Source organism: Comamonas flocculans, from assembly GCF_007954405.1.
GTDB lineage: Bacteria > Pseudomonadota > Gammaproteobacteria > Burkholderiales > Burkholderiaceae_C > Comamonas_C > Comamonas_C flocculans.
On the sequence record NZ_CP042344.1, the window covers coordinates 3,154,188 to 3,180,038 of the forward strand.

At 67.1% G+C, this 25,851-nt stretch carries 40 protein-coding genes; 25 read left to right on the top strand and 15 right to left on the bottom strand.

All coding sequences use genetic code 11. The features are described from left to right. Positions 1 to 2 precede the first annotated feature (2 nt). From FOZ74_RS16170 to FOZ74_RS15110, 14 genes are all read right to left on the bottom strand, one after another. On the bottom strand, positions 3 to 398 hold the full coding sequence (locus FOZ74_RS16170) for a hypothetical protein (RefSeq protein WP_146913827.1): 396 nt from the start codon (positions 396 to 398) through the stop codon (positions 3 to 5). Further along, entirely contained in the window at positions 395 to 688 is a 294-nt protein-coding gene (locus tag FOZ74_RS15050; RefSeq protein WP_146913828.1) for a hypothetical protein, read from the bottom strand. Before FOZ74_RS15050 ends, FOZ74_RS16170 begins: the two co-directional genes overlap by 4 nt. 8 nt (positions 689 to 696) lie before the next feature. Continuing rightward, positions 697 to 933, bottom strand: a complete 237-nt coding sequence (locus tag FOZ74_RS15055) for a hypothetical protein (protein WP_222434173.1) — start codon at positions 931 to 933, stop codon at positions 697 to 699. Further along, positions 930 to 1,550 (bottom strand): DUF3164 family protein, encoded by a 621-nt coding sequence (locus FOZ74_RS15060; RefSeq protein ID WP_146913832.1) that lies wholly within the window; start codon positions 1,548 to 1,550, stop codon positions 930 to 932. Before FOZ74_RS15060 ends, FOZ74_RS15055 begins: the two co-directional genes overlap by 4 nt. Positions 1,551 to 1,569: 19 nt before the next feature. Then, positions 1,570 to 1,806 (bottom strand): hypothetical protein, encoded by a 237-nt coding sequence (locus FOZ74_RS15065; RefSeq protein WP_146913833.1) that lies wholly within the window; start codon positions 1,804 to 1,806, stop codon positions 1,570 to 1,572. Beyond that, positions 1,803 to 2,408, bottom strand: coding sequence for a hypothetical protein (locus FOZ74_RS15070; protein WP_146913835.1), 606 nt, complete (start codon positions 2,406 to 2,408; stop codon positions 1,803 to 1,805). The genes FOZ74_RS15065 and FOZ74_RS15070 overlap by 4 nt, the downstream gene beginning before the upstream one ends. Continuing rightward, complete coding sequence (locus FOZ74_RS15075) at positions 2,405 to 2,599, bottom strand: hypothetical protein (RefSeq protein ID WP_146913837.1); 195 nt, start codon at positions 2,597 to 2,599, stop codon at positions 2,405 to 2,407. Before FOZ74_RS15075 ends, FOZ74_RS15070 begins: the two co-directional genes overlap by 4 nt. 68 nt (positions 2,600 to 2,667) lie before the next feature. Then, positions 2,668 to 2,877, bottom strand: a complete 210-nt coding sequence (locus FOZ74_RS15080) for a hypothetical protein (RefSeq protein ID WP_146913838.1) — start codon at positions 2,875 to 2,877, stop codon at positions 2,668 to 2,670. Positions 2,878 to 2,879: 2 nt separating this feature from the next. Then, on the bottom strand, positions 2,880 to 4,121 hold the full coding sequence (locus FOZ74_RS15085; protein WP_186764617.1) for an ExeA family protein: 1,242 nt from the start codon (positions 4,119 to 4,121) through the stop codon (positions 2,880 to 2,882). Positions 4,122 to 4,131: 10 nt separating this feature from the next. Beyond that, positions 4,132 to 5,925: a transposase family protein gene (locus FOZ74_RS15090; protein ID WP_146913842.1), complete on the bottom strand. Its 1,794-nt coding sequence runs from the start codon at positions 5,923 to 5,925 to the stop codon at positions 4,132 to 4,134. Positions 5,926 to 5,938: 13 nt separating this feature from the next. After that, on the bottom strand, positions 5,939 to 6,838 hold the full coding sequence (locus FOZ74_RS15095) for a hypothetical protein (protein ID WP_255437668.1): 900 nt from the start codon (positions 6,836 to 6,838) through the stop codon (positions 5,939 to 5,941). Positions 6,839 to 6,938: 100 nt separating this feature from the next. Continuing rightward, entirely contained in the window at positions 6,939 to 7,247 is a 309-nt protein-coding gene (locus tag FOZ74_RS15100; protein WP_146913845.1) for a hypothetical protein, read from the bottom strand. Next, complete coding sequence (locus FOZ74_RS15105) at positions 7,244 to 7,522, bottom strand: hypothetical protein (protein WP_146913847.1); 279 nt, start codon at positions 7,520 to 7,522, stop codon at positions 7,244 to 7,246. The genes FOZ74_RS15100 and FOZ74_RS15105 overlap by 4 nt, the downstream gene beginning before the upstream one ends. A 2-nt stretch (positions 7,523 to 7,524) precedes the next feature. After that, positions 7,525 to 7,998, bottom strand: a complete 474-nt coding sequence (locus tag FOZ74_RS15110; RefSeq protein WP_146913849.1) for a hypothetical protein — start codon at positions 7,996 to 7,998, stop codon at positions 7,525 to 7,527. 108 nt (positions 7,999 to 8,106) lie between these two features. Between FOZ74_RS15110 and FOZ74_RS15115 the strand changes: the two genes are divergently transcribed. Continuing rightward, a complete protein-coding gene (locus tag FOZ74_RS15115) occupies positions 8,107 to 8,412 on the top strand; it encodes a hypothetical protein (protein WP_146913850.1) in 306 nt (101 codons plus the stop codon). Between the two features lie 21 nt (positions 8,413 to 8,433). Here the strand turns inward: FOZ74_RS15115 and FOZ74_RS15120 are convergent, their stop codons facing one another. After that, positions 8,434 to 8,694, bottom strand: coding sequence for a helix-turn-helix domain-containing protein (locus FOZ74_RS15120; protein ID WP_146913852.1), 261 nt, complete (start codon positions 8,692 to 8,694; stop codon positions 8,434 to 8,436). 68 nt (positions 8,695 to 8,762) lie between these two features. Here FOZ74_RS15120 and FOZ74_RS15125 point away from each other — a divergent pair, with 68 nt between their 5' ends. The 24 genes from FOZ74_RS15125 (at position 8,763) to FOZ74_RS15240 (ending at position 25,771) form a co-directional block, all read left to right on the top strand. Then, on the top strand, positions 8,763 to 9,068 hold the full coding sequence (locus tag FOZ74_RS15125; protein WP_146913853.1) for a hypothetical protein: 306 nt from the start codon (positions 8,763 to 8,765) through the stop codon (positions 9,066 to 9,068). A gap of 159 nt (positions 9,069 to 9,227) precedes the next feature. Continuing rightward, the gene (locus FOZ74_RS16580) at positions 9,228 to 9,578 is read left to right on the top strand and encodes a helix-turn-helix domain-containing protein (RefSeq protein ID WP_432417463.1); all 351 of its coding nucleotides are present in this window, start codon (positions 9,228 to 9,230) and stop codon (positions 9,576 to 9,578) included. A gap of 15 nt (positions 9,579 to 9,593) precedes the next feature. Beyond that, a complete protein-coding gene (locus FOZ74_RS15135; protein ID WP_146913857.1) occupies positions 9,594 to 10,421 on the top strand; it encodes a tetratricopeptide repeat protein in 828 nt (275 codons plus the stop codon). A gap of 29 nt (positions 10,422 to 10,450) precedes the next feature. Beyond that, on the top strand, positions 10,451 to 11,434 hold the full coding sequence (locus FOZ74_RS15140; protein ID WP_146913859.1) for a hypothetical protein: 984 nt from the start codon (positions 10,451 to 10,453) through the stop codon (positions 11,432 to 11,434). A gap of 13 nt (positions 11,435 to 11,447) precedes the next feature. Continuing rightward, the gene (locus tag FOZ74_RS15145) at positions 11,448 to 12,002 is read left to right on the top strand and encodes a hypothetical protein (RefSeq protein WP_146913861.1); all 555 of its coding nucleotides are present in this window, start codon (positions 11,448 to 11,450) and stop codon (positions 12,000 to 12,002) included. A gap of 103 nt (positions 12,003 to 12,105) precedes the next feature. Next, positions 12,106 to 12,489 (top strand): putative holin, encoded by a 384-nt coding sequence (locus tag FOZ74_RS15150; RefSeq protein ID WP_146913863.1) that lies wholly within the window; start codon positions 12,106 to 12,108, stop codon positions 12,487 to 12,489. A 2-nt stretch (positions 12,490 to 12,491) separates the two neighbouring features. Further along, positions 12,492 to 13,121 carry a transglycosylase SLT domain-containing protein gene (locus FOZ74_RS15155; protein ID WP_146914228.1) on the top strand — a complete coding sequence of 210 codons (630 nt, stop codon included), beginning with the start codon at positions 12,492 to 12,494 and terminating at the stop codon, positions 13,119 to 13,121. Beyond that, entirely contained in the window at positions 13,118 to 13,552 is a 435-nt protein-coding gene (locus FOZ74_RS15160) for a hypothetical protein (RefSeq protein ID WP_146913864.1), read from the top strand. Before FOZ74_RS15155 ends, FOZ74_RS15160 begins: the two co-directional genes overlap by 4 nt. A gap of 84 nt (positions 13,553 to 13,636) precedes the next feature. After that, positions 13,637 to 13,882, top strand: coding sequence for a TraR/DksA C4-type zinc finger protein (locus tag FOZ74_RS15165; RefSeq protein ID WP_186764618.1), 246 nt, complete (start codon positions 13,637 to 13,639; stop codon positions 13,880 to 13,882). Then, positions 13,879 to 14,238: a hypothetical protein gene (locus tag FOZ74_RS15170; RefSeq protein ID WP_146913866.1), complete on the top strand. Its 360-nt coding sequence runs from the start codon at positions 13,879 to 13,881 to the stop codon at positions 14,236 to 14,238. The genes FOZ74_RS15165 and FOZ74_RS15170 overlap by 4 nt, the downstream gene beginning before the upstream one ends. Beyond that, entirely contained in the window at positions 14,235 to 14,549 is a 315-nt protein-coding gene (locus tag FOZ74_RS15175; protein WP_146913868.1) for a hypothetical protein, read from the top strand. Before FOZ74_RS15170 ends, FOZ74_RS15175 begins: the two co-directional genes overlap by 4 nt. 9 nt (positions 14,550 to 14,558) lie before the next feature. After that, positions 14,559 to 15,149, top strand: a complete 591-nt coding sequence (locus FOZ74_RS15180) for a phage protein Gp27 family protein (protein ID WP_146913870.1) — start codon at positions 14,559 to 14,561, stop codon at positions 15,147 to 15,149. Beyond that, entirely contained in the window at positions 15,149 to 16,822 is a 1,674-nt protein-coding gene (locus FOZ74_RS15185; RefSeq protein WP_146913872.1) for a hypothetical protein, read from the top strand. Before FOZ74_RS15180 ends, FOZ74_RS15185 begins: the two co-directional genes overlap by 1 nt. A 7-nt stretch (positions 16,823 to 16,829) precedes the next feature. Further along, complete coding sequence (locus FOZ74_RS15190) at positions 16,830 to 18,461, top strand: DUF935 domain-containing protein (protein ID WP_146913874.1); 1,632 nt, start codon at positions 16,830 to 16,832, stop codon at positions 18,459 to 18,461. 102 nt (positions 18,462 to 18,563) lie between these two features. Next, positions 18,564 to 19,802, top strand: coding sequence for a PBECR2 nuclease fold domain-containing protein (locus FOZ74_RS15195; RefSeq protein WP_146913876.1), 1,239 nt, complete (start codon positions 18,564 to 18,566; stop codon positions 19,800 to 19,802). Between the two features lie 215 nt (positions 19,803 to 20,017). Beyond that, complete coding sequence (locus FOZ74_RS15200) at positions 20,018 to 20,578, top strand: phage virion morphogenesis protein (protein ID WP_146913878.1); 561 nt, start codon at positions 20,018 to 20,020, stop codon at positions 20,576 to 20,578. A 48-nt stretch (positions 20,579 to 20,626) separates the two neighbouring features. After that, a complete protein-coding gene (locus tag FOZ74_RS15205) occupies positions 20,627 to 21,778 on the top strand; it encodes a phage protease (RefSeq protein WP_146913880.1) in 1,152 nt (383 codons plus the stop codon). Positions 21,779 to 21,802: 24 nt separating this feature from the next. After that, on the top strand, positions 21,803 to 22,213 hold the full coding sequence (locus FOZ74_RS15210) for a hypothetical protein (RefSeq protein ID WP_146913881.1): 411 nt from the start codon (positions 21,803 to 21,805) through the stop codon (positions 22,211 to 22,213). Positions 22,214 to 22,252: 39 nt separating this feature from the next. Next, positions 22,253 to 23,146 carry a Mu-like prophage major head subunit gpT family protein gene (locus FOZ74_RS15215; protein WP_146913883.1) on the top strand — a complete coding sequence of 298 codons (894 nt, stop codon included), beginning with the start codon at positions 22,253 to 22,255 and terminating at the stop codon, positions 23,144 to 23,146. Between the two features lie 29 nt (positions 23,147 to 23,175). Further along, positions 23,176 to 23,463 (top strand): HI1506-related protein, encoded by a 288-nt coding sequence (locus tag FOZ74_RS15220; RefSeq protein ID WP_146913885.1) that lies wholly within the window; start codon positions 23,176 to 23,178, stop codon positions 23,461 to 23,463. Positions 23,464 to 23,610: 147 nt separating this feature from the next. Continuing rightward, positions 23,611 to 24,147, top strand: a complete 537-nt coding sequence (locus FOZ74_RS15225) for a DUF1320 domain-containing protein (RefSeq protein WP_146913887.1) — start codon at positions 23,611 to 23,613, stop codon at positions 24,145 to 24,147. A gap of 12 nt (positions 24,148 to 24,159) precedes the next feature. After that, complete coding sequence (locus FOZ74_RS15230; protein ID WP_146913889.1) at positions 24,160 to 24,579, top strand: phage tail terminator protein; 420 nt, start codon at positions 24,160 to 24,162, stop codon at positions 24,577 to 24,579. A 17-nt stretch (positions 24,580 to 24,596) separates the two neighbouring features. Then, positions 24,597 to 24,830, top strand: a complete 234-nt coding sequence (locus tag FOZ74_RS15235) for a hypothetical protein (RefSeq protein ID WP_146913891.1) — start codon at positions 24,597 to 24,599, stop codon at positions 24,828 to 24,830. After that, on the top strand, positions 24,827 to 25,771 hold the full coding sequence (locus FOZ74_RS15240; RefSeq protein ID WP_146913893.1) for a hypothetical protein: 945 nt from the start codon (positions 24,827 to 24,829) through the stop codon (positions 25,769 to 25,771). Before FOZ74_RS15235 ends, FOZ74_RS15240 begins: the two co-directional genes overlap by 4 nt. Positions 25,772 to 25,851: the final 80 nt, after the last annotated feature.

Consider the following 25,851-nt stretch of genomic DNA (forward strand, 5'->3'; position numbering starts at 1 on the left):
GCTCAACCTTGGAAAAAATGAGCGCCGGTGAGCAGCGGCGCGATCATGTCGCTCTCGCGTGCAGCGGACACCGTGTGCAGCCTGCTCGCGCGACGCGCCTCGCTCTCGCAGGCGCGGCACACGCTATGCAGTTGCCCCGGGTGGTGCGACAGCGGGCGGAAAAACTCGCTTGAGAGCGGCCAGAGCTGGCCGCAGCGGACGCAGGCGTGCTCGGCATCAATGTCCTGCGTCAGGCCGGGCGCGGGCCGCATGAGCTGCCCTCGCGCGGTGCACTCACGACACCGGAAGCGGCGCAGGGAGCCCGAGAGCGCGCGAGCAGCGAAGAACTCCGACGTGGCGGGCAGCCACTGTTGGCAGGCGCTGCATTGCAACCAGGTGAACAACGGATGTCGGGTCATGTCGAGCGGACCTCGATTGCTGCGTCCAGCACCAGGAAGTTCGCCACGCGCGCGGCAAACTCCCGCGCGGCCCGGTTGGGGTGCGCGCCCATGGCGTCGCATTCATCCATCAGGTCAACGAGGCGACGATAGCGATCGTCTTGGTGACTGCCAAACTGAAGCTGTAGCTGCCGTAGTTGGGCCAGCTCACGCGACTGGTGTTCAATGCAGGCCGCGATGCGCATCGACACATCGTTGCCAAAAGATGCCGCCGGGTCGCGTAGTAGACGGATAGCGTCCCGTGGATCCATGGGGCCGCTCATGCCGACCGCGCTCCGCTGTCACGTTCGATCTGGCGCAGGCGCGAGTGCACCGCGCGAGCCACGGTCTTTTGCAGGTCGGGCAGCGCCAGCACGGCCTGGCATTGCTCGCGGGTGGTGAATCGGCGCACGGCGGCGATGCGGTCGTCCACCGTCACGTGGTAGGTCTGGTGACTGCCGTAGACCGTGGCGGCGAAGGGGTTGGCGGCGATGCTGTTCATGGCAATCTTGGTCATGCCGCCGCCACATCGAGGCTGATGAGCTGGTACTTGTCCGAGTCGCCCACGCGCTCGTACAGCCGGATGTAGCTCTTGCTGCCCACCACCTGCAGGCTCTCGCCGATGGCTTGCATGGCACGCGCCCAGCGGTCGTCCTGAATGTCCAGGCGTCGCAGCGCGAGCACCGCATTGGTGTTGAGGTTGCCCGCCTTGTCGGTCTCGAAGGCGCGGTTGACGATCGCGCGCAGTTCGGGGCGTGCGCCTTTCGTCCACTCGGTCAGGCACTCCTCGATGAGTGCCTTTGCCGCCTGCAGGCGTTCGTCAAATGAAAGCGTTTCGCTGATGGCGCGCAGCACCTTGTAGCGTCCGTCGTAGCTGATGAGACTGACGTTGCCCTTGGTGCCGCCGAGCTGCGCACCGTACTGCTCGGCGCTCAGTTGCACGAAGCTGGCGATGTCGCCCAGCGCCTTTTCTCGGTAGCGCGCCACGTCGCCGCTGAGCGCCTTGGCGCCCGCGACCAATTCATGCACGAGCTCGTCGCGCGCCTTGTCAATCGGCTTGATGGTCTCGATGGGGTCAAGGCCACCGCGCGCGTTGCGCCAGTAGCCGGGAGGGATGGTTTGTGCTTCAGTCATTGGGGCGGTCTTTCAGGAATCAGTGGCGGGTGGGAACGAGCTGATCGAGCGCAACGGCTTCAGCGATCTTGCGCAAGACTGGTGGAACCTCTTTCAGGCGGCCGGTCTCGTCTGCGACGTTCACATAGGCGCTCAAAAGAGCGTCTAAAACGATGTCCGTGAGTTCACGCTTACTCACGACCAGTGCGCGGATTTCGCGCGAGAGCGCATCGCGGCGTTCGAGTGCTTCGGCCTGGTTGATGGCGACGGTTGTCATGCCGCACCTCCTTGGGCGCCCTTGATCCGGCGAATGTGCTCGCGCACCGCGTCGGGCATCGGCGCGGCTTTGCGGCTGCTCTCTTCGATGGCGGCCAGCGCCGGGTCTTTGCAGCCGTACACCACATCCAGCGCGGTGCCTATCTCCATGGTCTGGCCGCGCACGGTCACCGTGTCGCGGCGCGGCCGCTGCTCGGCCAGGGCCGCATGCTTTTCCGCCAGGCCGGCGAGCACGGCATACAGGTAGCCATGGCCCGTCAGCGGCAGCTGCAGGCGCGCCGCGTCCCGCGCGGCGAGCATCTGCTCGATGGCCTGCTCCCATGCATCCAGCGGCGCAGGCCACTCGCGACCCTTGTGCGTGATCGCCAGGCGCTGCAGGTCGGGCAGCAGTTGCTGGATGAGCCGTACCTTCTTGCGCAGCGTCAGACGCTGCTTGGCGGGGGCGAACAACGCGATGTAGCGCACCACCAGGTGCGCCATGGGCACGCTCAGCGCGACCAGGCGGGCGAAGGCGCGCTCATCGTCCAGCGAGCCCACCAGGTGCTCCAGCGTAAGCTCCGTGCCGCAGGCCGGGCAGGCGATGATTTCCGTGGGCTTGGTCATATGCGGCTCCAAAGCAGGCCAATGAAAAAGCCGATCCCCGCGACAAGAGCGAGAAATTCCACGGCCATCAGCACGCTCACGGCCAGGTGCGCGGCACGGCGCAGGCGCCGCGTGCGCCGCCGTGGCATCGTCTGCACTGAACCAGGCGCAAAGAAGTAGCCGTCAACCGGCAGGCGATGCGTGTCGTGCATGCAGCTGCAGTCAGGCCCAAGCAGCTCCAGCTTCTGGCACACGCCGAGTTCTGTGCATGTGGGGTGATTCATGAGGCGGCCCTCCCCATGCAGGGCATGCCTGGCGCGCGGGTGCCGACACGCAGCACCGTCGTTGTACGCTTGATATCAAGGCGTGTCGCTGCTGGGAAGCGCTGCGCCGCGTCGGATGCAGCGGCGGCGCTGTCGCGGTACAGGTTGACATGCGTGCGCTTCGAGCCGTCAGCCATGTTGATCGTGATGTGGTAGCTGCGCTGCATGCTCAGTTCCCCCTCACTGCCGCCTGGATCAGCGCCGCATTCACCCGGGGCGCGCCGATCTGCGCCGCCTGGTTCATCGCCCTGGTCACCAGGTTGTTGATCGCCAGCGGGTAGCACAGCGACTGCTCGCGCGCCTGGCGCTGGCCGCGCACCGTCTCGGCCACTGCCTGGCGCAGCGTGGCGCGAATCGCTTCGACCGCATCCGGCGCCATCACCGCGTCGAACTGCAGGCCCACGCGCTCCAGCTTGTGGCGCAGATAGGCTTGCACGTGGTTGTCCAGCGGCGGCAGCTTCACCAGCTCGCAGCGTTGCACCACCTCGCGCACCTCCGGGTTGTGCTCGCTGAGCTTCTTTTCCAGCTCAGTCTGCCCGATGATGATGATTGAGAGCAGCTTCTTGAAACCATCCTGCAGCTCGTAAAAACGCTTGAGGTGCTTCAATGTCGGCACCGCCAGCGCGTGCGCCTCTTCGATCAGCAGCACGTGGCGCCTGCCCACCTGCGCGCTGGCCTTGAGCATGTTGTGCATCTGCGCCGCGCGATCCTGCGCCGACTGACGCAGCGATGCGCCAGGCGAGACGGCCCGGATCACCGCGCCCGTGATGTCGACGGCCATCAACGCCCGGCCCTTGCGGTGGCTGTCTTCCATGCCCACCACATAGGGCTCCACCACCGTGATCGGCTCGCCCGTGGTGTTGATCCAGTCGATCAGGTCGTGGCGTAGCGTCGACTTGCCGCCGCCCGATTCGGCCACCACGGCCAGCATGCCGCCGTGGCGCGCCGTGTGCCGCATCGCGGCGCGCACGTAGCGGATGTCGTCGGTGACGAACACGTCAGCGTCCTCGTTCATCTCGTCGACGAACGGATCGCGCAGCACCTTGAAGTGCTGGCGCGCGGCAGATGACAATGAGTGATGCCGTAGTAGCATGAAGGGGTCCTCTTCTTGGGTAGTGCCGGGCTGGGGGCCGGAGGTATTGGCTTTCGCCATCGCCTGCAGCTGCGCGTTGGCGCGCGCAGCTGCGGGTGCTTCGTCAAAGGTCGCTGCCAGCCGCTCGGCGGGCAGGCCCTTCGCTTTCAGGAATGCGCTGATGCGCTCGCGCAGCAGCTGCTCGCTGAGCCCGCGCGTGGTGGGCCAGATGTGGTACTTCGCGATCAGGGTGACGCTCGCGCGGGAAATTCCGAGGTGACGCGCGAGTTGCGCCTGGTTGCTTTGCACCATGGCCAGGTCTTGAGGCAGATTCATCATGGTTGCCACCTCACACCGCGCGCAGGCCACCAACGGCTTGCAGGGGTTCATCCACCGTGGCCGCGCCTTGGTACTGCGCGATCAGCGCCGCCACCTGATCCTCGGGCACGCCCGAGGCGTAGCGCTTCATGAAGAAGGCGTTTTCCTGGGGCGACAGAGGGCGGCCCGTGGCCTGCACGATGCGCAGCATCGCGCTCACCGCATCGATCAGCTCGGGGCCCGCAGGCGCCGCGTGCGCCGGCGTCTCGATGGCCGTGCCCTGGCGCGGCAGGTAATCGGGCAGCTCGATCTGCTGCAGGTAGCCGTGGGCGTTGATTTCCCCGTTGAAAGGCGTGGCGCGCTTGGCGCGCGCTGCCTTCACCTCGTCCTGCGTCATGCCCGGGTAGGCGGCCCCATCCATCGCGGTGGCCGCGTGCTCGGCCGGGGTGGCGCTGGTGCGCTTGTATTCCGTCCCGATGATGGCGCCATCCAGGCGCTGGCCGAACTGGTCGAACTCGATGTTCGGCTCCACCCGATACAGCAGCGGCTCGCCGTCGTAACGCTGCACCTGCACCTGAACCGCGCACTCGCCATAGATCAACCCGCGCACCACCACCGTGTCGCCCACGTTGATGCCGTCGAACCCGCGCAGGCTGTAGGCCATCGTGCGCTCTGCCGCAGGGTGGCGGAAGGTAATTGAAAGATCGGGCTTCACCTGCCGCTCCTCGGGCTTGCTGCGCATGAACGCGCGGCACACCTCCTCGGGCGGCAGCAGGCGCAGCTGCTCGGCCGTGATCAGCTGCCACAGGTCGTAGCGCGCCATGGGCTCGGCCAGGCCCGGGCGGTGCAGGCGGCAGTCCTGGTCCGGAATCAGGTTGGCATTCCAGGCGTTGGCCCAGGCGAACGCGGCGGCATTGAGCTCTTGCACGTTTTCCACAGGCTGAAAGCGCAGCCGGCTTTCAAACTGCGTCTCCACCAGGTTGTTGCTGCCCTCCGTGCCGCCCTTGGCGCGCGCGTTCCCCGCCTCGTGCGTCAGGTGATTCACCCCCAAGGCATCGGCCAGCGACCGCACCGCCGCCGACATGTTCGCGCTGCCCTTGTCCCATAGCAGATTGAACGGCACGCCATGCGCAAGCCGCCCCTCCTGCTTGCCCCAGCAAAACATCAGGAACTTGAAAAGATTGTGCTGGTCTTCGCCCGCCGCCTCGCAGTACCACGGCGTCACGGCCGCGCTCGCCCGGTCGTACTGCACATAGCGGTACACCTTGAACTTGACCTGCGCCAGGCGGTCGAGCTTGTTCTTGTAGAACTCGTCGTCGCGGATGATGTACTGGCGCCCCTTCAGGTAGTACACCAGGCACAGCGACGGGTCGATCTCGTGCGTGTGGTTGGGGTGCGGCGCGCGCAGCGGCTGCACCGGCCGCGCCATGCGCTGCGCCGCCACATTCAGCCGGCGGTCGCGCAGCAGCCGGTTGAGCTGCCCGTTGCTCACGCCAAAGTCATGCCCGTTCTGCGCCAGCATGCCCCGCGCCGTGGGGGTGAACAGCGTCTGCTTGCCGTTGGCGCGAATCGCCTCGCGTTGCGCCGCGCCCAGCGTCACCAGCGCATCCGGCGGCACGCTCGTCGAACCCTTGTCGCTGCGCACCTTGCGGCCACTGGACCAGCCCGCCACGCTCTTGAGGTTGCGGTACACGCTCTGCATGGATAGCCCGAGAAAGTCGCCCGCCTCGCGCACCAGCGTCGTGCGCTGGCTGTAGCCCGCGCCATCCAGGCGCTGCGCCAACTCGCGCACATAGCTGCAAGCCTCGGGGGAAAGCGCCGCCATGTCCTGCGCCTCCTCAAGCATCTTGCGTCCCGGCGTCTGGCAACTGCATCAGGTGCTGGCGCTCATCGGCCAGGTCGTCGCCGAACGCAAGGTCGAATTCATGCTGCGCCACGCCCACCATCTGCGCCAGGCGGTTCAACCCATCCTGCAAGGTCAGCGCCACCAGGGCCACGGCGCGCGGCAGCGGCGCCGGGGCCATCGGGTCATAGCCTTCTGCGCTCGTCACCTCGGCGGTCCACCACGCTTCCAGCGCCTGGGTGGCCTCGCGGTGCGCTTGCACCGCGCGCTCGATGAGCGATTGGCGCTTGCCGATTTCCTCATGGAACGGCGCGATGCGCTCATCCAGCGGCACCACCACGGGCACCCGGCCGCGCAGCTTCTTCTCGGCCTTGTCGGCGCGCTGGCGTTCTTTCTGGAGCTGCTCGGCCGCGTAATCGGTGTCATGGCGCGCCTGGCGCACGGCGGCCCGCAGCTCCTTGACGCTCATCGTGGCGACATCATCCAAGGCCAGCTCGCCGGTCTGGCCATGCTCGGTGAGCTCGTCGAGCTGTTCATTGTCAAGAGGCAGCAGTTCGACCAGCTTGGACATGCCGATCGATTCCAAATGCCGCGACGTCGCGGTATTTGCGAAGCGTTTTGATATCGCCATGTACCGCTGCGCAGCGTCAGCGCCCAAGCCCAGCCGCTCCAGCGCTGGGAGAAATTCCCCGTGCGCGCAAGCCTCTTTCAACAGCAGCAAATAGCCACCCAGCTCGAAAATGCCAGTGCCGATGCGGCGAATGACATCACGCGCCGAGTTCTCCAGCACCTGCGGATCGGTCGATCCCTCGTAGCGCAGCTCGCGAGCCAGCGCGGCGACCTTGGCATTGGCGGCGGCCAGCGCATTGCGCGCATCGGCCTCCTGCTGCGCCATGTCCGGCGGTGTTGCGCCCACAAAATCAGGCCCGTGCAGCTCTGCGGGCGCGAGCGCCTTGCGTCCTCGTGTCATGTTTTTCCCTTTGGTTGGTGATCGGTCAGATGGCGCGCGTGTAGCGCTGGTCGATGGCATCCACGCGCTCGCGCACGCGGCGCAGCTCGTCGTCGTGGGCGCGGGCAAGCTGGATCAATTTGGGGGTCAGCCGCCAGCACTCCTCGTTGCCGGGAATGCGCTCGGCCACGCCCTCGGCAGCCAGCAGTTCCAGGTCGCGCAGCGCCATGGGCGGCGCCACGCGCATCGCCTCGGCCACCTGCTTGAGCCGCAGGCCACCGAACGCATTGCCCTGCAGCACCCACAGCAGTCGCAGCGCGCGGCGCGCCGGTTGATGGTGCTGGGGGTTGCTCATGCCACCGTCCCGGCAACGGTGATACGGGCCAGCGCTTGCGCCGCTGCGGCCTCGGCAGCGCGCTCGGCGGGTGTGGGGCCATACCAGTGCTGGAACACCACGGTGCAGCCGTTGGGGTCGTGCGCCGTCTTTGTGAGCACCGGGCGGTCGGGGTTGCTTGCGCCGTGGTCGGTGACCGGCAGGGCGAGGCGGTCAAACTCTTCACGCTTGACGATGCCCACGTACACATAGGCGGGCGCCATCACGCAGGCCCAGTTGCAATCCAGGGGTGCCATGCTCAAAACTCCAGCTCCGGCGCCGCATAGCGCGCCACGTTGTGGTGATGAAAAGCCACCTGTTCCAGATGCGCGCGCAGCGCCTCCAGGGTGGCGACGGCGGCGTCGGCCCGCGTGGGGTCGGCGTAGAAGGTGGTGAGCAGAGCCAGGGCGGCGGCGCAGCTGCTGTTGACGGCCAGCAGGTCAGCCTCGCTCACGGCGCGGCCTGTGGGCATGGGTACCACCAGGCGCCCGGCCGCTGCGCCGTACCAGTCCGACACGTAATGGCATCCGCACGCCAGCTCGTAGGCGGGCACCAGAATGGCCGGCATGCGGCCGTTGCCCAGCCACTTGTAGAGGCTGTCGTGCGTCACCCCCATGCGGTCGGCAATGCGCTCAACCGAGAGGTTGTGCCGCACAAGTGCGAACTCCTTGCACAGCCGCAGCGCATGCACCACGCTGTTGGCGCGCGCGTGTTTCCAGTCGCGGCGGGTCATTGGAAGGCCCTCCGGGGTGGTGCGTCCAAAAAGATAGCTCGCCCGCCTCTAGCCCGCGTCCGCCGTCTCTGCTGCAATGCACGCATCGCAATGCAACCGGAGGAAGCTATGGCGGAATTCATCCCGGCGACCGTCGCCAGACACCTGATCGAAGGCCGCTTGCGCGCCGACGCCTCGATGGCCCAGCACATGGTGATGCACGAAGCGGTGGCCCTGCTCATGGGTGAGCTCCATCACGCTGGGGTGATTGATGCGGATCGGCTGGTTGCGCGGCTGATGCAGACGCTGTCGGCCCCAGAGATTGCGGAGCTGGCACCTTGGATGCAGGAACAAGCCGCAACGCTGGCCGGCCGTATTCGGGACGCAGCGCACCGAGCAGGTGAACCATGCGCAGGCTGGCTTGCAGGCAGCTGAGGCGCTCGCCGGGCGTGCCGCTCATGCCCCGGCCCCCGCGCTGGCCGCCTGTGTGGTGCGGCCGCGGTAGGGTTGGCGCGCCGCCACCGCCTGGCCGTGCTTCAGGCCCAGGAACACCGCAATGTTGTGGCTCGCGCCGCGTTTGCACGGCTTGCCGCCGCGCAGGATGGCGTCCACCAGCGAACTGGTCACGCCGAAACGGCGCGCCAGCTCGGCCTGCGAAAGGCCCTGCTCATCCATCCACTGGCGGGCCTGTGCAGTGGTGCGTAGGGTTTTACTCATGGTTTTTCGGTGGTGATTGGTGGGTGGTCGGTGGTAGATTGCGGGCTGGGCGTCAAAGAGGAGAAGGCATGGAAGAAGAGCAAGAAAAAGGCATTGATCCACTCGAGCTCTCCACCAACGAGCGCACTCTCTGGCTGGTGAGTCGCCTGCAGCACGTCGAGGACCTGCTGCTGGGGATGGCCGACGTGCAAAAAATGCTCATTGGTCTGCTCCCCGACGAGCCCGCGCGCCATGGGCTGCGTGAAGCGCTGACACAGCTAGCGCTGTCGCAGCCGCCAGGAACGATGCGCACGCAACCCGCATGGGACGCGCTTGGCTGGCTTGACGCTGACGGCCAAGACGACGGCGAAGCTGGCGCACGATCTGCCGGGTAACGGCATCGCCTTCGTGAAAGCTGCGTAGCAGGTCGTCGGAGTGCGTTGTCATGGTGTCCTCTTCGGTGGCGGTGGTTGTTGGGTTTCTTGAGGTTGGTGTGATTATGGTACGCAAATGCGTATCTTGCAAATAGTTAAGTTACGCATATGGATACTGGTGTGCGATTGCGCGAAGAACGCGAGCGGCTTGGCATGAGCCAAGAGGCGTTCGGTGCGATGGCGGGTGTGCGCAAGCAGGCGCAGCTTCTTTATGAGAAGGGCGAACGGTCACCGGATGCGCGCTATCTGTCAGCCATCGCCGCCGCTGGCACCGACGTGCTCTACATCCTCACCGGCCAGCGCAGCCAGTCGGCACCTGCGGCGGCGGCACTGCCACCGCGCGCCCGCGCGCTGCTGGACAACTACGAGTCCACGGACGAGGAAGGCAGGCGCTTCATTGAGCGCGCAGCCGATCTCGAAGCGAAATCAACGGCCACAGGCCGCAAGAAGGCCGCGCGTGGCCGCGAATGATGGAAGGTGCGATGAATGAGCCAGGTGGAGTACGTGGAGCTTTCTCCAGAGGGGTTTATGCACCTCTTGAACGGTGCGAAGCACGCCCCATTCCTGGAGCACTACGGGCGAATTCGCACTTTCGATGAGTGGACCAGCGCTGGATTCAAGATCACCCGCAGCAAGCACGGCGGCGTCACACAGCACAGCGGCCTTGCCATGTACCGGTTTCATAGGTTGTGGGCGCTCGATGCCAAACAGCAGGAGGCCATTGCTTCGGGCAAGCGCCATGTGACGCACTTTCTGCCCATGCTTGACTATGTGCGCGCTGGCGTGCCGTTTGATGACTTCGTGTCGCACCCTCAGCACTACCGCGATTTTTGCCTTGGCGTGTTGGCTCAAGAGCGAGGCGAGGCGGGTGAAGCTCTAGAACTCTTTCGTCAAGCGCTGACAGGAAACCCGAGCGAAGCCCGTTACGCCTCGAAGTTCTACGAACTGCGTGTCGCCAACGGAGACATGAGCGCGCCAGCCCAAGAGTTGGACTATTTCGCCAATTCGGTTGGCTCCATGGTGCATTCAGGCCGGGTTGACGCATGGGCCAAGCTGCTACTCAAACACAAGGACTATCCCGAGGCCGCGCGGGTGCTGCGCCGTGTTGCCGTACTACTGGAAGACAAGATTGCCGGGCGCCTGCCCAAGGGGCAGTACTCTGGCGACACCCCATCCTGGGCAGCCCACAAGCGAGATCAGTTCCGCAAAAAAATTACATCCTGGGCGAACTCAACGAGGTACGCCTCTTTGATGGCTGAAATCGAACAACAGGGCGGCTTGCCGCAACCGCAGGCAGTGCCCGGCGGGCAATGACGATCACGTTAAAAAAAAGAGGAGATCAAATGTCTTTATCGCTTCGCAAGCGCACAGTGCATTTCTACGAAATCCACCTACGCTCTTACACCAAGGCGGCCATCGAGAGCCCGTCATGCGCACCGTTTGCCGACCTGCTCAAATGCTTTACCGGGCTTGCTGCCGGCAGCAAGCTGCCCCAGACCATCCGCAAGTCACAGCAGTTGCACACCGTGCTGGCGGACTGGGGCTACGACAAGACCAGTAACTGCTATCAGTTGCTGATCAGCAAGGCCAACGCTGCGCTGTCCGATGTGGCCCTACGCGATTTGGGTACGGCAAAGGTGCGCAAGGCAGGTAAAACCAAGGCTGAGGGCATCGAAATTTCAGCCCATGCGCTTGTCCGCCCCAATGCAGACGGCAAGACGGCCGCCATGCTGCTGACCATGCAGGCGGGCGTGGCAGCCAAAGACATCGAAATACTCTTGAGGCGGCTCTCGAAAGAGGCCGCCAGAAACCGCCGCAACAGGGCGCTGTTCTACTTCGACGATCCATCCGGAGCCAAGAACTCCGAAGGCAAGCCTCTGCAATATCAGGTGAACTACGGCTTTACCGCATTTGCTCACCAGGGTCAGACGCTTGCCGATGCCCTGCACACTGGTGAATTTGAAGGAATGGAGCTGATTGCACAGGAACGTAGCCGATTCGACACGGGCGGCAATTTGCAAGTTGTAGAGCGCAGCCTGAGCGTTCAGGCAGCCATCCCCAAAGCCGTTACTGGCGCAGGCCTGCGTGATGCGGTACGCTACTTCAAGAGTCGTCCCGATGGCGCTGAATACACCAAGCTGCGCCTTCATTACAAAACCGTGGCGGGAAAAAAGACCAGCGCCACGCTGGACATCAACAACCTGGATGCCGCCTTCACCCTCAGGGATCACATCGAGTTCGACACCGACGTGGAATCGCAGCAGGAAGCGCTCAGCCCCGTCATTCTGGCGGGCATGAGGCCACTGCTTCAATCGGTGCCTTCGTGAACGACAGCCCAACATGCTGGATCTTGTCAGGCCTTTTTCATTCCTCACTATCCGGCATCCTTCGCGGTTGCCCTTGTGGATCAATTGGCTATTGCCTGCCCTGGCAACGCTAGTGGTCTTGGTCGTGCTCGCCCGGCTTGGCAGTTCCGTGAATGTGTTTGGTTCGCAAGGGCTGCTTGATCGTCTCCTCGGATTCACTCAAACCTTGGCGGGTTTCTACATCGCTGCCTTGGCGGCGGTTTCATCTTTCAACAGCCCCCACCTGGACCGGACAATGCCCAATCCGGCCCCCACCATGTACATCAAGTACAACGGGGTCATGCAGAAGGTGGCAGCGACCCGGCGGCGCTTTCTCACGTCGATGTTCGCCTACCTCACGGCGCTGAGCTTCCTCTTCACCCTTGCAGCCATTGCAACATTGGTCTTGGCCCCTGCGCTCGGAAAGAGCATGGCTTCTTCCCTGCATTGGCCGGGGCTGGGTATGTTTCTTTTCGCAATCATCCAGATGACGTGCGTCACCTTCTGGGGCCTGTTCTACCTTGGCGAGCGCATGCTCACGCCAGACTGAAGCGCAGACACTAAATAAGGACCTGGTTCCCAAGACTTGACACCCCTTCGCGGGAAGACTGGCGGCTTCAACGCCTTGCCTCTTCCCCCAGAAGGAGTGTCCCGTGTCTCAGTTCTTCCAGAACAAGCTGCCTCGCCTGACCTCGTGGTGGGTCATCGCGCTGCTGCTCTCGCTGCTGGTGTTCTTCATCGCGCCGCAGCAACTGCCGGTCAGCCTCTACAAGCTCAACCTCATCGCCCTGGCGGCCGTCGCCGGCTACTGGATCGATCGCAGCGTCTTCCCCTACGCCCGCCCGCGCCTTGACGCGCTGCGCGCGCTCGATGACCCGGTGGACGATGGCGAGGCCGTTGAGCACGAAGGCCCCGAGGGGGCCGAGCTGCTCGTAGCCGTCTCCAACACCCCGGCGCTGTACTTCATGCTCGGCTGCATGTGGCGACGCGCCGTCATCATGGCCGCCGCCATCGTGGCCGTGAGCCTGGGGGCGTGACGATGCGCGCGCGGCTGCTGGATGCCCTCGCCGTCACCGCGCTGGTGGCGCTGTGCTACCTGGCCACGCTGTGGCTGGCGGGCACCGCCCAGGCGCAGGTGCCGCCCGCGGCCAATGCCTACAAGCGCACGCTGATCCGCGCCGCGCAGGCCGAATGGGGCCTGGGCGCGCCGGTGGCGGTGTTCGCCGCCCAGGTGCACCAGGAAAGCGGCTGGCGCCCCGATGCCGTCAGCCACGTGGGCGCGCTCGGCCTGGCGCAGTTCATGCCCGCGACCGCGCAATGGTGGTGCGACAGCATGGGCCTGCCCGCCCGGCAGTGCCAGCCACACAACCCCACCTGGGCCTTGCGCGCGCTGGTCGGCTACGACCGGTATCTGCACGATCGCACGCCCGCGCGCTACACCCCACAGGACCGCATGTGGGTGGCGCTGCGCGCCTACAACGGCGGGCTTGCCCACTGGCAGGCGGAAGCCCGTAGTACGGGGCTGCGTGAGCCCACGCGCGCGCAGGTGGATGCCGCCTGCGGCCAGGCCCGCCGCAGCCCGGTGCACTGCGCTGAAAACCTCGGCTACCCCCGGCGCATCCTGCTCGTGCTGCAGCCGCGCTATGCGTCGTGGGGGCCGGGCCTGTGAGCCGCGCCGCCATCGCGCTCGCCGCCCTGGTGCTTGCGCTTGCCGCCGGCGCCGCCGGCTACGCCCGCGGTCATGCCGACGGCAAAGCCGCCGAAGCGGCCCGGCAAGACGCGGCCACCGTCAAGGCCATGGGCGAGCAGCTGCAGGCGCACGCCGATCTGCTCAAGCGGTCAAACGTGGCCAGCCAGGCCATGCGCGCCGCCGCCACGCGGCTTGAAAGCGCGAACCAGCAAACCACCCGGGAGATGAGCGATGCGCTCTTTGCCACTGCGCCCAGCCGCACTGATTGCATGTTTCCTGATGGCGTCATGCGCGGCCTCGGCGCCGCCCGTGATCGCGCTGCCCAAGCCGCTGCCAGCGGAATACGCGGTGCGCTGCCCGCCGCCGCCACCGCTGCCCAGGAGCACGCAGGTAGACCCGATCGCCCTTGAGCTCAAGACCATGTACGACTTGTACGCCCTGTGCGCCGGCCGCATGACCGACCTGCTGAACTGGCTGGACACGGAGGGCCAGCGGTGACAGACGACATCGACCGCGCCCAGGCGCGCGAGGCCGAGCTGCTCGCCGACGCGCTGCACAGCCAGCACCGCCGCGCGGGCCTCACCGGCAAGACCATGGCCGACTCGGCCGAGCACTGCCAGGCCCGCGGCTGCGCCGAACCCATCCCCGAGCCGCGCCGTCGCGCCCTGCCGGGCGTGCGGCTGTGCGTGGCATGCCAGGCACGTCTTGAGAAAACCTCCAAGGGAAAGAAAGCGCAATGACGGTGGGCGTTGACTTCTGGCAGCTGGTGGGCTTTGGCATATCGCTGCTCGGTGGCTTTGCCACCATCATCTTCACGGCGGGCAAGCTGATCGCCGGACAGTTCGAGCGGCGCATGCAAGAGCGCTTCGCGGCGCTGCAGACCACGCGCGAGGCCGAGCTCTCGGGCCTCTCGCGCCTGGAGCGCGAACTGCTCACGCTGCAGGCGGAGCTGCCTCTGCAGTACGTGCGCCGCGAAGACTACGTGCGCGGCCAAAGCATCGTCGAGGCCAAGCTCGACGGCCTGGCCACCAAGATCGACAACGTGCAGCTGCGTGCACGTGTGTTTTCCCGCGACTCCGACCATCCAACGCCATGACCACTTCGATTGATACCTCCCGTTTGCGCCGCGAGGCCCTGCGCTGGCTGGTGCTGCTCACGCTCAACAACGCGCGCCCGATTGGCGCCTTCGAGGGCCCGGTACTGTCGGTGGCGCAGGCCGAATACCCTGACTGCACGGCCCTGGAATTGCGCCGTGAGCTGGAGTATCTGCACGAGCGCGCCTTGATAGAGCTGCAACGCCAGCCCAGCGGCCGCTGGTTCGCCAAGCTCACCCGCCATGGCATTGATCTGGCCGAATACACCACCGACTGCGAGCCCGGCATCGCCCGCCCGGCCAAGTACTGGTAGGCGCGCGCCATGGGTCGCAAAAGCACCGTCAGCCGCTTGCCCGCCGAGATCAAGAGCTACATCGAGGCCATGCTGGCCACGGGCGCGCAAACGCTCGATGAGCTCATTGCCGACCTGCAGGCGCGCTATCCGGCCGAATCCCACGCGGGCCAGCTGCCCAGCAGGAGCGCGCTGCACCGTTACGGCGCCAAGCTGGATCGGCGCCTGGCCGCGATTCGCGCCAGCACCGAGGCGGCCAAGCTCATCCAGCAGCACGCGGGCGATGACAAGGACGCGCGCAGCGAAGCCCTCACCGCCATGGTGCAGAGCGAACTGTTCGAAGCCATCCTGGCCCTGCAAGAGGCCGACGAGATCGGCGAAGACGGCGAGAAGGCCGACCCTGGCGAGCGCGTCGCGCTGCTCAGCAAGGCCGCCAAGAACATCGCAACGCTCACGCGCAGCTCGATCAACCTCAAGGAATTCCAGGCGCGCATCGAAGAGGCCACGCGCAAGAAGCTGCTGGCCGAGCAGCAGGCCAACCTGGAGAAGATCGCCAAGAGCCAGGGCATGGGCCGCGAGCAGGTTGATTTCTGGATCAAGGAATTCCTGGGGGTGCGCTGATGGCATCCATCATCCAGCCGCTGGCCAGCACGCTGCGCGTCGTCGAATGGGACGAGCTGCCGCCGCGCGCCCGCGCCATCCCCGCCAACTTCGACCCCGTGGCCGAAGGCGTGCTGATGCTGCACCAGCGCCAGGTGGTCGCGATGACGCAATCGATCATCGCCATCCCCAAGGGGCGGCGCACCGGCATCACCTTCGCGGTGATGCTGCGCAAGACGCTCGTGGCCGCCGCCAGCAAGGAAGCCGGTGGCGACAACGTCTACTACATCGGCGACACGAAAGAGAAGGGCCTGGAGGCCATCGGCTACTGCGCCCGCTTCGCCCGCGTCATCGCGCGGGCGCAGGGCGAGGTATCCAACATCGAAGAATTCCTCTTCGAGGACCAGGACCCGCAGACCGGCAAAACGCGCCACATCACCGCCTACCGCATCCGCTTTGCTTCGGGCTTTCAGGTCTGCGCGCTGTCCAGCCGGCCCGCCAACATCCGCGGCCTGCAGGGCCACGTGGTCATCGACGAGGCGGCGTTCCACCCCGACGTGCAGGGCGTGCTCGACGCCGCCAGCGCACTGCTGATCTGGGGCGGACAGATCACCGTCATCAGCTCGCACAACGGCAAGGCCAACCCCTTCGCGCAGTTCTGCCGCGACATCGAGGCCGGCCGCTACGGCGAAGACGCCGCCGTGTTCACCGTCACCTTCGACGACGCGGTGGCCAACGGCCTGTACGAGCGCGTGTGCTGGATGAAGGGCGAGACGCCCACGCCCGAGGGCAAGGCCAAGTGGTACGCCAAGATTCGCAACGCCTACGGCGTGCGCAAGGCCGCCATGCGCGAAGAGCTGGACGCCATCGCGCGCGACGGCAACGGCGTGGCGCTGCCCGGCGTCTGGATCGAGCAGGCCATGGTGCTGCCGCCCAGCAGCGTGCTGCGCCTGGCGCTGGACGATGACTTCGTGCGCAAGGCGCCCGCCGAGCGCGAGGCGTGGGTGGCCGACTGGATCAAGCGCTACCTTGCCCCCGCCCTGGATCGCCTGGACAAGAACGAGAGGCACGTCTTCGCGCACGACTATGCGCGCCACCGCGACTTTTCCGTCTGGGGCGCGCTCGCGCTGGGCGCCGGCATGCGCCGCCAGCTGCCCTTGTCCATCGAAATGCACAAGGTGCCCTACGCGCAGCAGCGGCAGATCACCTGGTACGCCATCGAGCACCTGCCCCGGCGCTGCGGCGGCGCCATGGACGCCGGGGGCAACGGCGAAACGCTGGCCGAGGAAACCGCCGACAAGTTCGGCCACACCCACGTGCACCAGGTCAAGCTGGCGCGCGCGTGGTACGGCACCTGGATGCCCAAGCTGGTGCAGGCGTTTGAAGACGGCATGCTCGACATCCCCGCCGACCCCAATTACGCGCAGGACCTGCGCGCCATCGAAGAGGTGGACGGCATTCCCATGGTCGTGAAGGCGCGCCGCAAAGACGTCAAGGACCCCGACCTGTTTCGCCACGGTGACTCCGCCGTCATGCTGTGCCTGGGCTGGTTCGCCACGCTGAACCTGGGCGGCGCCATTGAATTCACCCCCGTGCCCGCCTTCCCGCGCGGCTTCGACAACCTCGCAGGCGACGCCAGCGACCAGGGCGATGACGACCTTGGCCTCCTGCGCGAGCCGCACGCTACCTGGTAGACCCGCCATGGCCACATCCCGCATCCTTGGCCCCGATGGCCAGCCCATCGCCATGCCTGACCTGGCCGAGCCGCAAACCTCGCGGCTCCTGCATTTGCAGCGCGAGCTGCAGACCCATCCCACGCGCGGCCTCACGCCGTCTCGCCTGGCCAAGATTCTGGACGCGGCGGAAGCCGGCGACCTCATCGCCCAGTTTGAGCTCTTCGAAGACATGGAAGAGAAGGACGGCCACATCGCCGCCGAGATGGGCAAGCGCCGCCGCGCCTGCGTGCTCGACTGGGACGTGGTGCCGCCCGAAGGCGCAGATGCCGCCGAGAAAAAGCGCGCGTCGCAACTCGGTGAGCTGCTCATGGAAATCCCCGACTTCGAAGACATGGTGTTCGATCTCACCGACGCCATCGGCAAGGGCTACGCCTGCCTGGAAATGCAGTGGCAGCGCGTCGAGCGCTGGTGGGTGCCCAAGACCATCACCCACCGCCCGCAAGGCTGGTTCACGCTGCACCGCGGCTACCGCCAGGAGCTGCGCCTGCGCACGCTCGACGTGGTGGACGGCGTCATGGGTGCGCCGCTTCAGCCCTTCGGCTGGATCACCCACATCCACAAGGCCAAGAGCGGCTACCTGGAGCGCTCGGCGCTGTTTCGCCAGCTCGTGTGGACCTACCTGTTCAAGAACTACAGCGTGGGCGACCTCGCCGAATTCCTGGAGATCTACGGCATCCCCCTGCGCATCGGCAAATACCCCGCCAGCGCCAGCGAGAAGGAAAAGGCCACGCTGCTGCGCGCCGTCGCCGCCGTGGGGCACAACGCGGCGGGCATCGTCCCCGACAGCATGCTCATCGAATTCGAGAACGCCGCCACGGGCGACCCCAAGGCCTTCGAGCTCATGATCTCCTGGTGCGAGCGCAACCAGTCCAAGGTCATCCTCGGCGGCACCCTCACCAGCGGCGCCGACGGCAAGTCCAGCACCAACGCTCTGGGCAACGTGCACAACGAAGTGCGCAAAGACCTGCGCGATGGCGACATCCGCCAGGCCAACACCACGCTCACGCGCGACCTGGTCTTCGCCGTCGCCTCGCTCAATGGCCTGGCACCGGGCGGCCTGCGCCGCCTGCCGCAGTTCCGGCTCAAGACGCAAGAGAGGGAAGACCTCACCGCCTTCAGCCAGGGCTTGCCCGCGCTGGTGAACATGGGCGTGCGCCCGCCCGTTGCGTGGGTGCATGAAAAGCTCGGCATCCCCGTGGCCCAGGGCAACGAGCCCGTGCTCCTGCCCGCCGCCGCCCTGACTTCTCACCCTCTCCCTTTGGGAGAGGGCCGGGGTGAGGGCCGCTCACCCACGGCATCCCTTGCTGCCCTCCCTCCCCCCCTGGGAGAGGGCCGGGGTGAGGGCGCCCCCCCGCCCGCGCAGATGCAGCCGCGCCTGGCTGGCGACCTGGCCCCGGCCGTGGCCGGCTGGATCGAGCAGGTGCGCGAGCTCGTCATGCGCGCGCAGTCGCTCGCCGAGATCCGCGACGGCCTGGACGCCCTGCTGCCCGGCATGACGCTGGACCAGTACGCCGCCGCCATGGCCGAGGCCCTGCGCGCCGCCGAGCTGGCCGGTCGCTACGAGGTGCTGCAAGAAGCCGGAGGGCTGCATGACTGAAATCCGGCCCGTGGCGCCCGTTTGCGGCCTCGCGGCTACGTCGCCCCGGGTTTGCGCGCCAACCGTGTTTATAAACACGCCTGACGCGCGTGGGGGGCATGCATGAGCAGCGCGGCCTATGGATCGCTGCCGTTTGCCGAGACGGCGCAGTTTTTCCGGCGCAAGCTCAATCTGCCCACCACCGGCTGGACCGACATCTACACCTGGATGCACGACTGGGCCTTCGTCGTCGCCGGTGCCAACCGCGACGCCATCGTCGCCGACTTCCGCGCGGCCGTCGAGAAGGCCATCCTCGGCGGCAGCACGCTGCAAGACTTTCGCCGCGATTTCGACCGCATCGTTGCCACGCACGGCTGGGACTACAACGGCGGGCGCGACTGGCGAAGCCGCGTCATCTACGACACCAACCTTGCCACCAGCTACGCGGCCGGGCGCTGGCAGCAGCTGCAGGCCGCGCCCTACTGGCAGTACGAACACCAGGACTGGGTGCAGCAGCCGCGCGAGCAGCACGTCGCCTGGGATGGGCTGCTGCTGGAGCGCGACGACCCCTGGTGGCAAACCCACTTCCCGCCCAACGGCTGGGGCTGCCATTGCACCGTGCGCGGGCGCTGGGCCAGCGACCTGGTGCGCCTGGGCAAAAGCGGCCCCGACCAGGCGCCACCCGTCCAATGGGTGCAGCGCACCATCGGCCAGCGCAGCATCAACGGCCCGCGCACCGTGCGCGTGCCCGAGGGGATAGACCCCGGCTTTGAATACGCGCCGGGCAGCGCGCGCCTGAAAAGCGCCATTCCGCCAGAGCGGCCCACGCCACCCATCCCGGGCAGCACCGGTGGCCAGGGGTTGCCCAATCGCCGCCCACTCGACGTACTGCCGCCCGCGCGCAACGTGCCTGCCGCCGATCTGCTGCCCGCGGGCTTGCCGCCGCAGGACTATGCGCGCGCCTTCCTCGAAATCCTGGGCGCCACGCTTCAGACGGCCGCCATCATCAAGGACGTGCTCGGCGAGCGCATCGTGGTGGGCGCGGATCTGTTCAAGGATGCAGCTGGCGAATGGAAGGCCGACAAGCGCGGCCGTGGCCGCTTCATGCCGCTGCTTGCCCATGCGCTGCTCGCCCCCGATGAAATCTGGACCCGCGTCGAATGGCTCTACGGCCAGCAGCGCGCCGTGGTGCGTCGCCGCTACATCGCGCGCTTCGTGGTGGAGGGGGAGGCTGCTCCCGCCCTGGTCGTTTTTGAAAACGGCGCGGACGGCTGGAGCGGCGTCACCGCCTTCGCCGGGCCGAATCAGGCACCCGAAGGGTGGCGCATTGGCGTGCGCCTGTATCGCAGGGGACAGGAATGAAAAAAGCCAGCACGCCGCCACATGCTGGCCACCCGGACGTGGGATTGGAGGCGGTGGCAGCCGCTGCCCGTCCGATGGGTGGCCTGGATTGCAGGCTCAAAACAATGGATAACCCAGCACGGCGCCACATGCTGGGTTCTTCCGGGTGTAGGGACGCAGGGCCTGGCACGGCCGTCTCACCCGATGAAGTAACGCGATTGTAGGAGCCTTGCACCATGGCCGGAACCCACCTCACCATCACCGTGGACGATGCCCAAGCCCGCGCTCGGCTGGCACGCTTGGCCGAGCTGGGCATGGCCAGCCTCATGCCGCGGCTGGGCGAATACCTGACCGAATCCGCCCAGCGCCGCTTTACCACCCAGACCGCGCCCGACGGCGCGCCCTGGGCGCCATTGCAAGCGCGTTACGCCCGGCGCAAGAAGTACAACCAGGACAAGATCCTTACGCTGCGCGGCTACCTGCGCTCTCAAATCCACTACCAGGTGACCGACGCGCGCACCGTCGAGGTCGGCTCCAACCAGGAGTACGCCGCCATCCACCAGCTCGGCGGCACCATCGAGCAGCACGCCCAGTCGCGCAAGACGCGCTACCGCAGCGTGGCCGGGCGCGTGCTGTTCGCCAAGAAGTCCCACACCCGCGGCGTCACCGAGCGCTGGGTCACGCGCGGCGCCTACCAGGTCAAGATACCGGCGCGCCCGTTCCTGGGCATCAGCGCCGAGGATGAACGCAAGATCCGCGACATCCTCGCGCACTGGCTGGACGGGGCCGACGGATAGTGTCCTGGTTCCCATGACTTGACGTGCCCGCATGCCGACCATGGCGGCATGCCTTCCCCCAACACCCACCGTGAGCGTAGCGCTGTAGCGATCGCCGCCTGCACCTTTGCCGTGCAGGCGGCGGGGGACAGCGCAGGCCTGCTGCGCCGGGTGCAGTTCTTCCCCGCCGGGCCGTTTCGCAGTGGCGACACCCGCCCCGAGGACGTCAGCGCCTGGCGCATCGACGCCGCCAGCGCCGCGCGCGTGATCGAGCGCTTCAAGGCCCGGCGCAAGCCGCTCGTCATCGACTACGAGCACCAGACCCTGCACAAGGAAAAGAACGGCCAGCCCGCGCCCGCCGCCGGGTGGCCCAAGTCCCTCGAATGGGTCGAAGGCCAGGGCCTGTTTGGCACCGTCGAGATGACCGCGCGCGCCGCCGCCGCCATCGACGCCCGGGAGTACCTCTACTTCAGCCCCGTCTTCACCTATTCGACGGTGGACGGCAGCGTGCTCGAAATCCTCATGGGCGCGCTCACCAACGACCCCGGCATCCAGGGGATGCAACCGCTTTCCCTCATGGCCGCCGCCACGGCGGCTTTCCTCCCCGACCCACTCCCACAGGAGCCCTCCGTGAATCCTCTGCTCAAGGCGCTGCTCGCCGCCCTCGGCCTGCCCGAGACCACCACCGAAGAGGCGGCCACGGCCGCGCTCGCGGCCCTCGGCCCGCTGCCATCCCTCAAGGATCGCGCCGCCGTCGCCACCGCCGCCTGCAGCGCGCTGCAACTGGCCGCCGATGCCTCGGCCGAGGCCGTCACCGGCGCGGTGGCCAGCCTGCGCGCCAGCCAGGCCGACCCCGCCAGGTTCGTGCCGGTGGAGGCCGTCACCGCGCTGCAGAGCCAGATCGCCGCGCTCACCGCGCGCCAGCAGGCGGCGGACGTTCAGGCCCTGATCGAGCCCGCGCTGGCCGACGGCCGCCTGCTGCCCGCCATGGAGACGTGGGCGCGCGAGCTGGGCAAGACCGACGTCGCCGCGCTCACCGCCTACCTCCAAACCGCGCAACCCGTGGCCGCGCTCGCCGGCACGCAAACCGGCGGCCTGCCGCCCGGCGGCACCGCCAAGGGCGACGCGCAGCTCTCCAGCGCCGAGCTGGCCGTGTGCACCGCCATGGGCCTCACCCCCGAGCAATACAAGGCCGGTGCCAGCGCCACGGCCGCCGCCTGAACCGCAAACCAAGGAGCCACAGCCATGACGGCACTCACCCAAGACCGCAACACCCTGCGCCGCGACGGCCTGCAGATCGAGCCGCCCGTGGCGGCCGGCGCCCGCATCTTCACCGGCGCGCTGGTGGCCATCAACGCGGCGGGCTATGCCGTGCCCGGCAGCACCAGCGCCACCCTCAAGGGCGCGGGCACGGCCCTCGCGGTGGCGGACAACACCCTGGGCGGCGCCGGCGCGCTGCGCTGCCGCGTGGACCGGCGCCCCGCGCGCTTTGCCAACAGCGCAGCAGCCGACGCCATCACCCTGGCCGACCTCGGCAGCGACTGCTACATCGTCGATGACCAGACGGTGGCCAAGACCCACGCCAGCAATACCCGCTCGCGCGCGGGCAAGGTGTTCGACGTGGACGCCGACGGCGTCTGGGTCGACTTCCGCTAAGCCGCCACTGCAGCCACTACTGCAACGGAGTTTCACCCCATGCAAATCAACCACAGCAACCTCGCCATCCTCAACCAGGCCTTCAGCGGCGCCTTCCGCGGCGCACTGGCGCAGGCCGCACCCATGTGGAGCCAGGCCGCCACGCTCGTGCCCAGCACCACGGCTGAGACCAAGTACGCCTGGCTGGGCCAGATCACGCGGTTCCGTGAATGGATCGGCGAGCGCCAGATCCAGAACCTGGTGCTGCACGACTACGCCATCAAGAACAAGACTTTCGAGAACACCGTGGCCGTGGGCCGCGAGGAGATCGAGGACGACCAGTACGGCGTCTATACCCCCGTCATCCAGCAGCTCGGGCAGGACGCCGCGCTGCACCCGGACGAGCTCGTGTTCGGCCTGCTCAACGCCGGCTTCAGCACGCCCTGCTACGACGGCCAGTACTTCTTCGACACCGACCACCCCGTGGGCGCCCCGGGTGCGCAAGCCAGCGTGAGCAACTTCCAGGGCGGCGCGGGCACGGCGTGGTTCCTGCTGGACACCAGCAAGGTCATCAAGCCGGTGCTCTACCAGAAGCGCCGCGACTACGCCTTCACCGCCAAGACCAGCCTCACCGACGAGAACGTCTTCAGCCGCAATGAATTCATCTGGGGGGCCGATGGTCGCGGCAACGCCGGCCTTGGCCTGTGGCAGCTCGCCTACGCCTCCAAGGAGGCGCTCACCGTGCAGAGCTACGCCGACGCGCGCGCCGCTCACCAGAGCCTGCGCGGCGACAACGGCAAGCCACTGGTCATCCAGAGCAAGGAGCTGTGGGTGCCGCCCAACCTGGAGCAGGCCGCGCTGGAAGTGGTGCAGGCCGAGCGCCTGGCGGGCGGCGCCACCAACGTCATGCGGGGCCTCTCCAAGGTGGTCGTCTGCTCGTGGCTTACCGCCTGATCGCAACCCGGTTTCAAGGACTGAAAAACATGGCAACCCAACGAAACAACTCCGCCAAGGGCGCGCCCGCGCCTGCCACCAAAGGCGACGGCGCCACGCGCCAGGTGCTGCAAGTCGTCTCCAAGCGTGACGGCTTCCGCCGCGCGGGCCGCGCCTGGAGCGGCACCACCACCGTGGCGCTCGATGAGCTGACCCAAGAGCAGGTCGAGCAGCTCAGCACGGAACCCATGCTGGTGACGCTGCTGCTCGAAGTCCCCGCCGACCAGGGGGCCGAACTGCCCTCGGCGGGCGGTGCATCCGCGGCCACCGAGAACTGATACCACACCAGCGAAGGGCTTCGACCCGCGCGCAGCGCTCCCCACGCGCGCGGCGAGCCCAGGGGGAGCTCCACCGCCAACCTCATGCCGGGGCTGGATAACGGGAAGGGTTTGGGTAGAGCCCCGGCAAATTTGAACACCTGCGCCATGTCCTACATCACCCCTGCCGAATTGGCCGAACGCCCCGGAGCGCGCGAGATCGCCCAGACCGCCAGCGCGGCGCACCAGATGGTGCGCGACGACGCGCTCATGGACGCCACGCTGCGCGGCCTGGAGCGCAGCGCCTGGACGGGCGAGGACATCGCCGCCGCCGACGCGGCGCTGGCCCGCGTGCAAGACGCCGTGTCCGAGGCCGGCGCGCTGATTGACGGGCACCTGGTGCAGCGCGGCTACCAGCTGCCGCTGCAGCTGCCCGAGGGCAGCGCCGGCCGCAGCATGCTCACCGTGTGGGCGCGCGCCATCACGCGCTACTACCTGAACAAGGACCGCATGACCGACGAGGCCAAGGACCCCGTGGCACGCGACTACCGCGATGCGCTGCGGCTACTGGGCCTGCTGGCCGTGGGCAAGTTCAGCCTCGGCGAAGGCGACCCCGCTGCCAGCGTCAACGCCAGCAGCACCGACGTGCGCTTCCAGAGCGCTCCCCTGGTTTTTGGGCGCGAGCAGATGCGCGCCTTCCGCTGACGGGCCGCCGCCATGGATCTGCAAGCCATCCTGCAGCGCCTGCGCACCGAGCTCGCCGACCTGGCGCTGCGCGAAATCGAGCCCGCCGCGGGCCTGGACGCCGCCATGCGTGCCAACCGCGCCGTGCCGGCGGCCTACCTCATCCCTTTGTCCGAGCGCGGGCAGGCGAGCGGCCACACCGGCGAGGTCGATCAGATCGAGCACCGCCTGTTCGCCGTGGTGCAGGCGGTCGATGTCGGCAACGCCCATGGCGTGGTCGATCTCAAGACCCTGCGCCAGCGTGTCAAGCGCGCCCTGGTCGGCTTCGTGCCCGACCCTTCGATGGGCGACCCCGTCCTGTTCGTCGGCGGCGAGCTCGTCGAGTTCGAAGGCAATGGCCGCCTTTTGTGGTCCGACGAGTTTGGCTACAGCGGCTACTTCAGCAACCCGTGAGACGACAGGAGCGAACCATGAGCCTGCGCAATGCAAAACCCACCCAGGCGCAAACGCCGCCAGCCGCGCCCGAAACCGCCAACACCGCCGCCGACGTGGCCACTGCCGTGGTTCAGCCCCCGGCGCCCGCCTCGGCAAGCCCCCGCCCGCCCGACGCCGCGCACGGCCGCGGCGGCCTCTACACCGTGAAGGCCGGCCGGCGCGTGCTGGTGCAGGCCACCCAATCCCCAGCCCTGAAGGAGCAAGCATGAGCGCCCCCAAGTTCATCAAGAAGATGGCCGTCCTGGTGGCCATCGAAGCCACCGTCGGCACCATCGTCGTACCCGTGGCGGCCGACGCCATTGAAGTCTCCGACGTCACCCTCACCCCGATCGAGGGCGACGAGGTCGATCAGGGCGTGATCCGCCCCTACTTCGGTGCCTCGGAAACCACGCTGGTCACGCTCTACCGCAAGATCGCGTTCAGCGTCGGCCTGGCCGGTGTCGCCGCCGTGGGCGACCTGCCTGGCTGGGCCACGCTGATGCGCGCCTGCGCCGCGAGCTGCACCAACACGCCGGCGCCGGACGTCGACGCGGGCACCGTCTTCGCGCCCGTCACCGACAACATCGAGAGCGTCACCATCTACGCCGTGGTCGACAAGCTGCTCTACAAGATGGCTGGCGCGCGCGCCAACGTCAAGGCCGCGGTGGACGCCAAGCAAATCCCCAAGTGGCAGTACGAATTCACCGGCTCCTTCCTGCCGGTGGAAGACGTGGGCGCCATGCCCGCGGTCAGCTACGCCAAGTTCCAGCGGCCGCTGGGCGTGAACGCGCTCAACAGCACGCTTGAGCTCGACGGCTTCACCGCCGCGTGCAGCAGCTTCCAGTTCGACTTCGGCAACCAGGTCGTCAAGCAAGACCTGATGAACGTGGACACCACGGAAATCACCGGCCGCGCCTCCACCGGCAGCGTCACCTTCCGCAATACCAGCGTGGCCACCAAGAACTGGATCGAGATGGCACGCGCATCCGCCAAGGTGCCCATGCTGCTCAAGCATGGCCAGGCGGCCACCAACACCGTCTCGATCAGCGCCACCAGCGCGCAAATCGGCAAGCCCACGTTCAGCGACCAGGACGGCATCCAGATGATCACCGTGCCGCTGCGCTTCATCCCCAGCGACGCCGGCAACGACGAATGGGCCATCGCCTGCTGACCCCTGTATTTCTCCCTCTCCCCCTGGGAGAGGGCCGGGGTGAGGGCTCCAGCGCACCACCAGTTTCACCGATTGCAAAG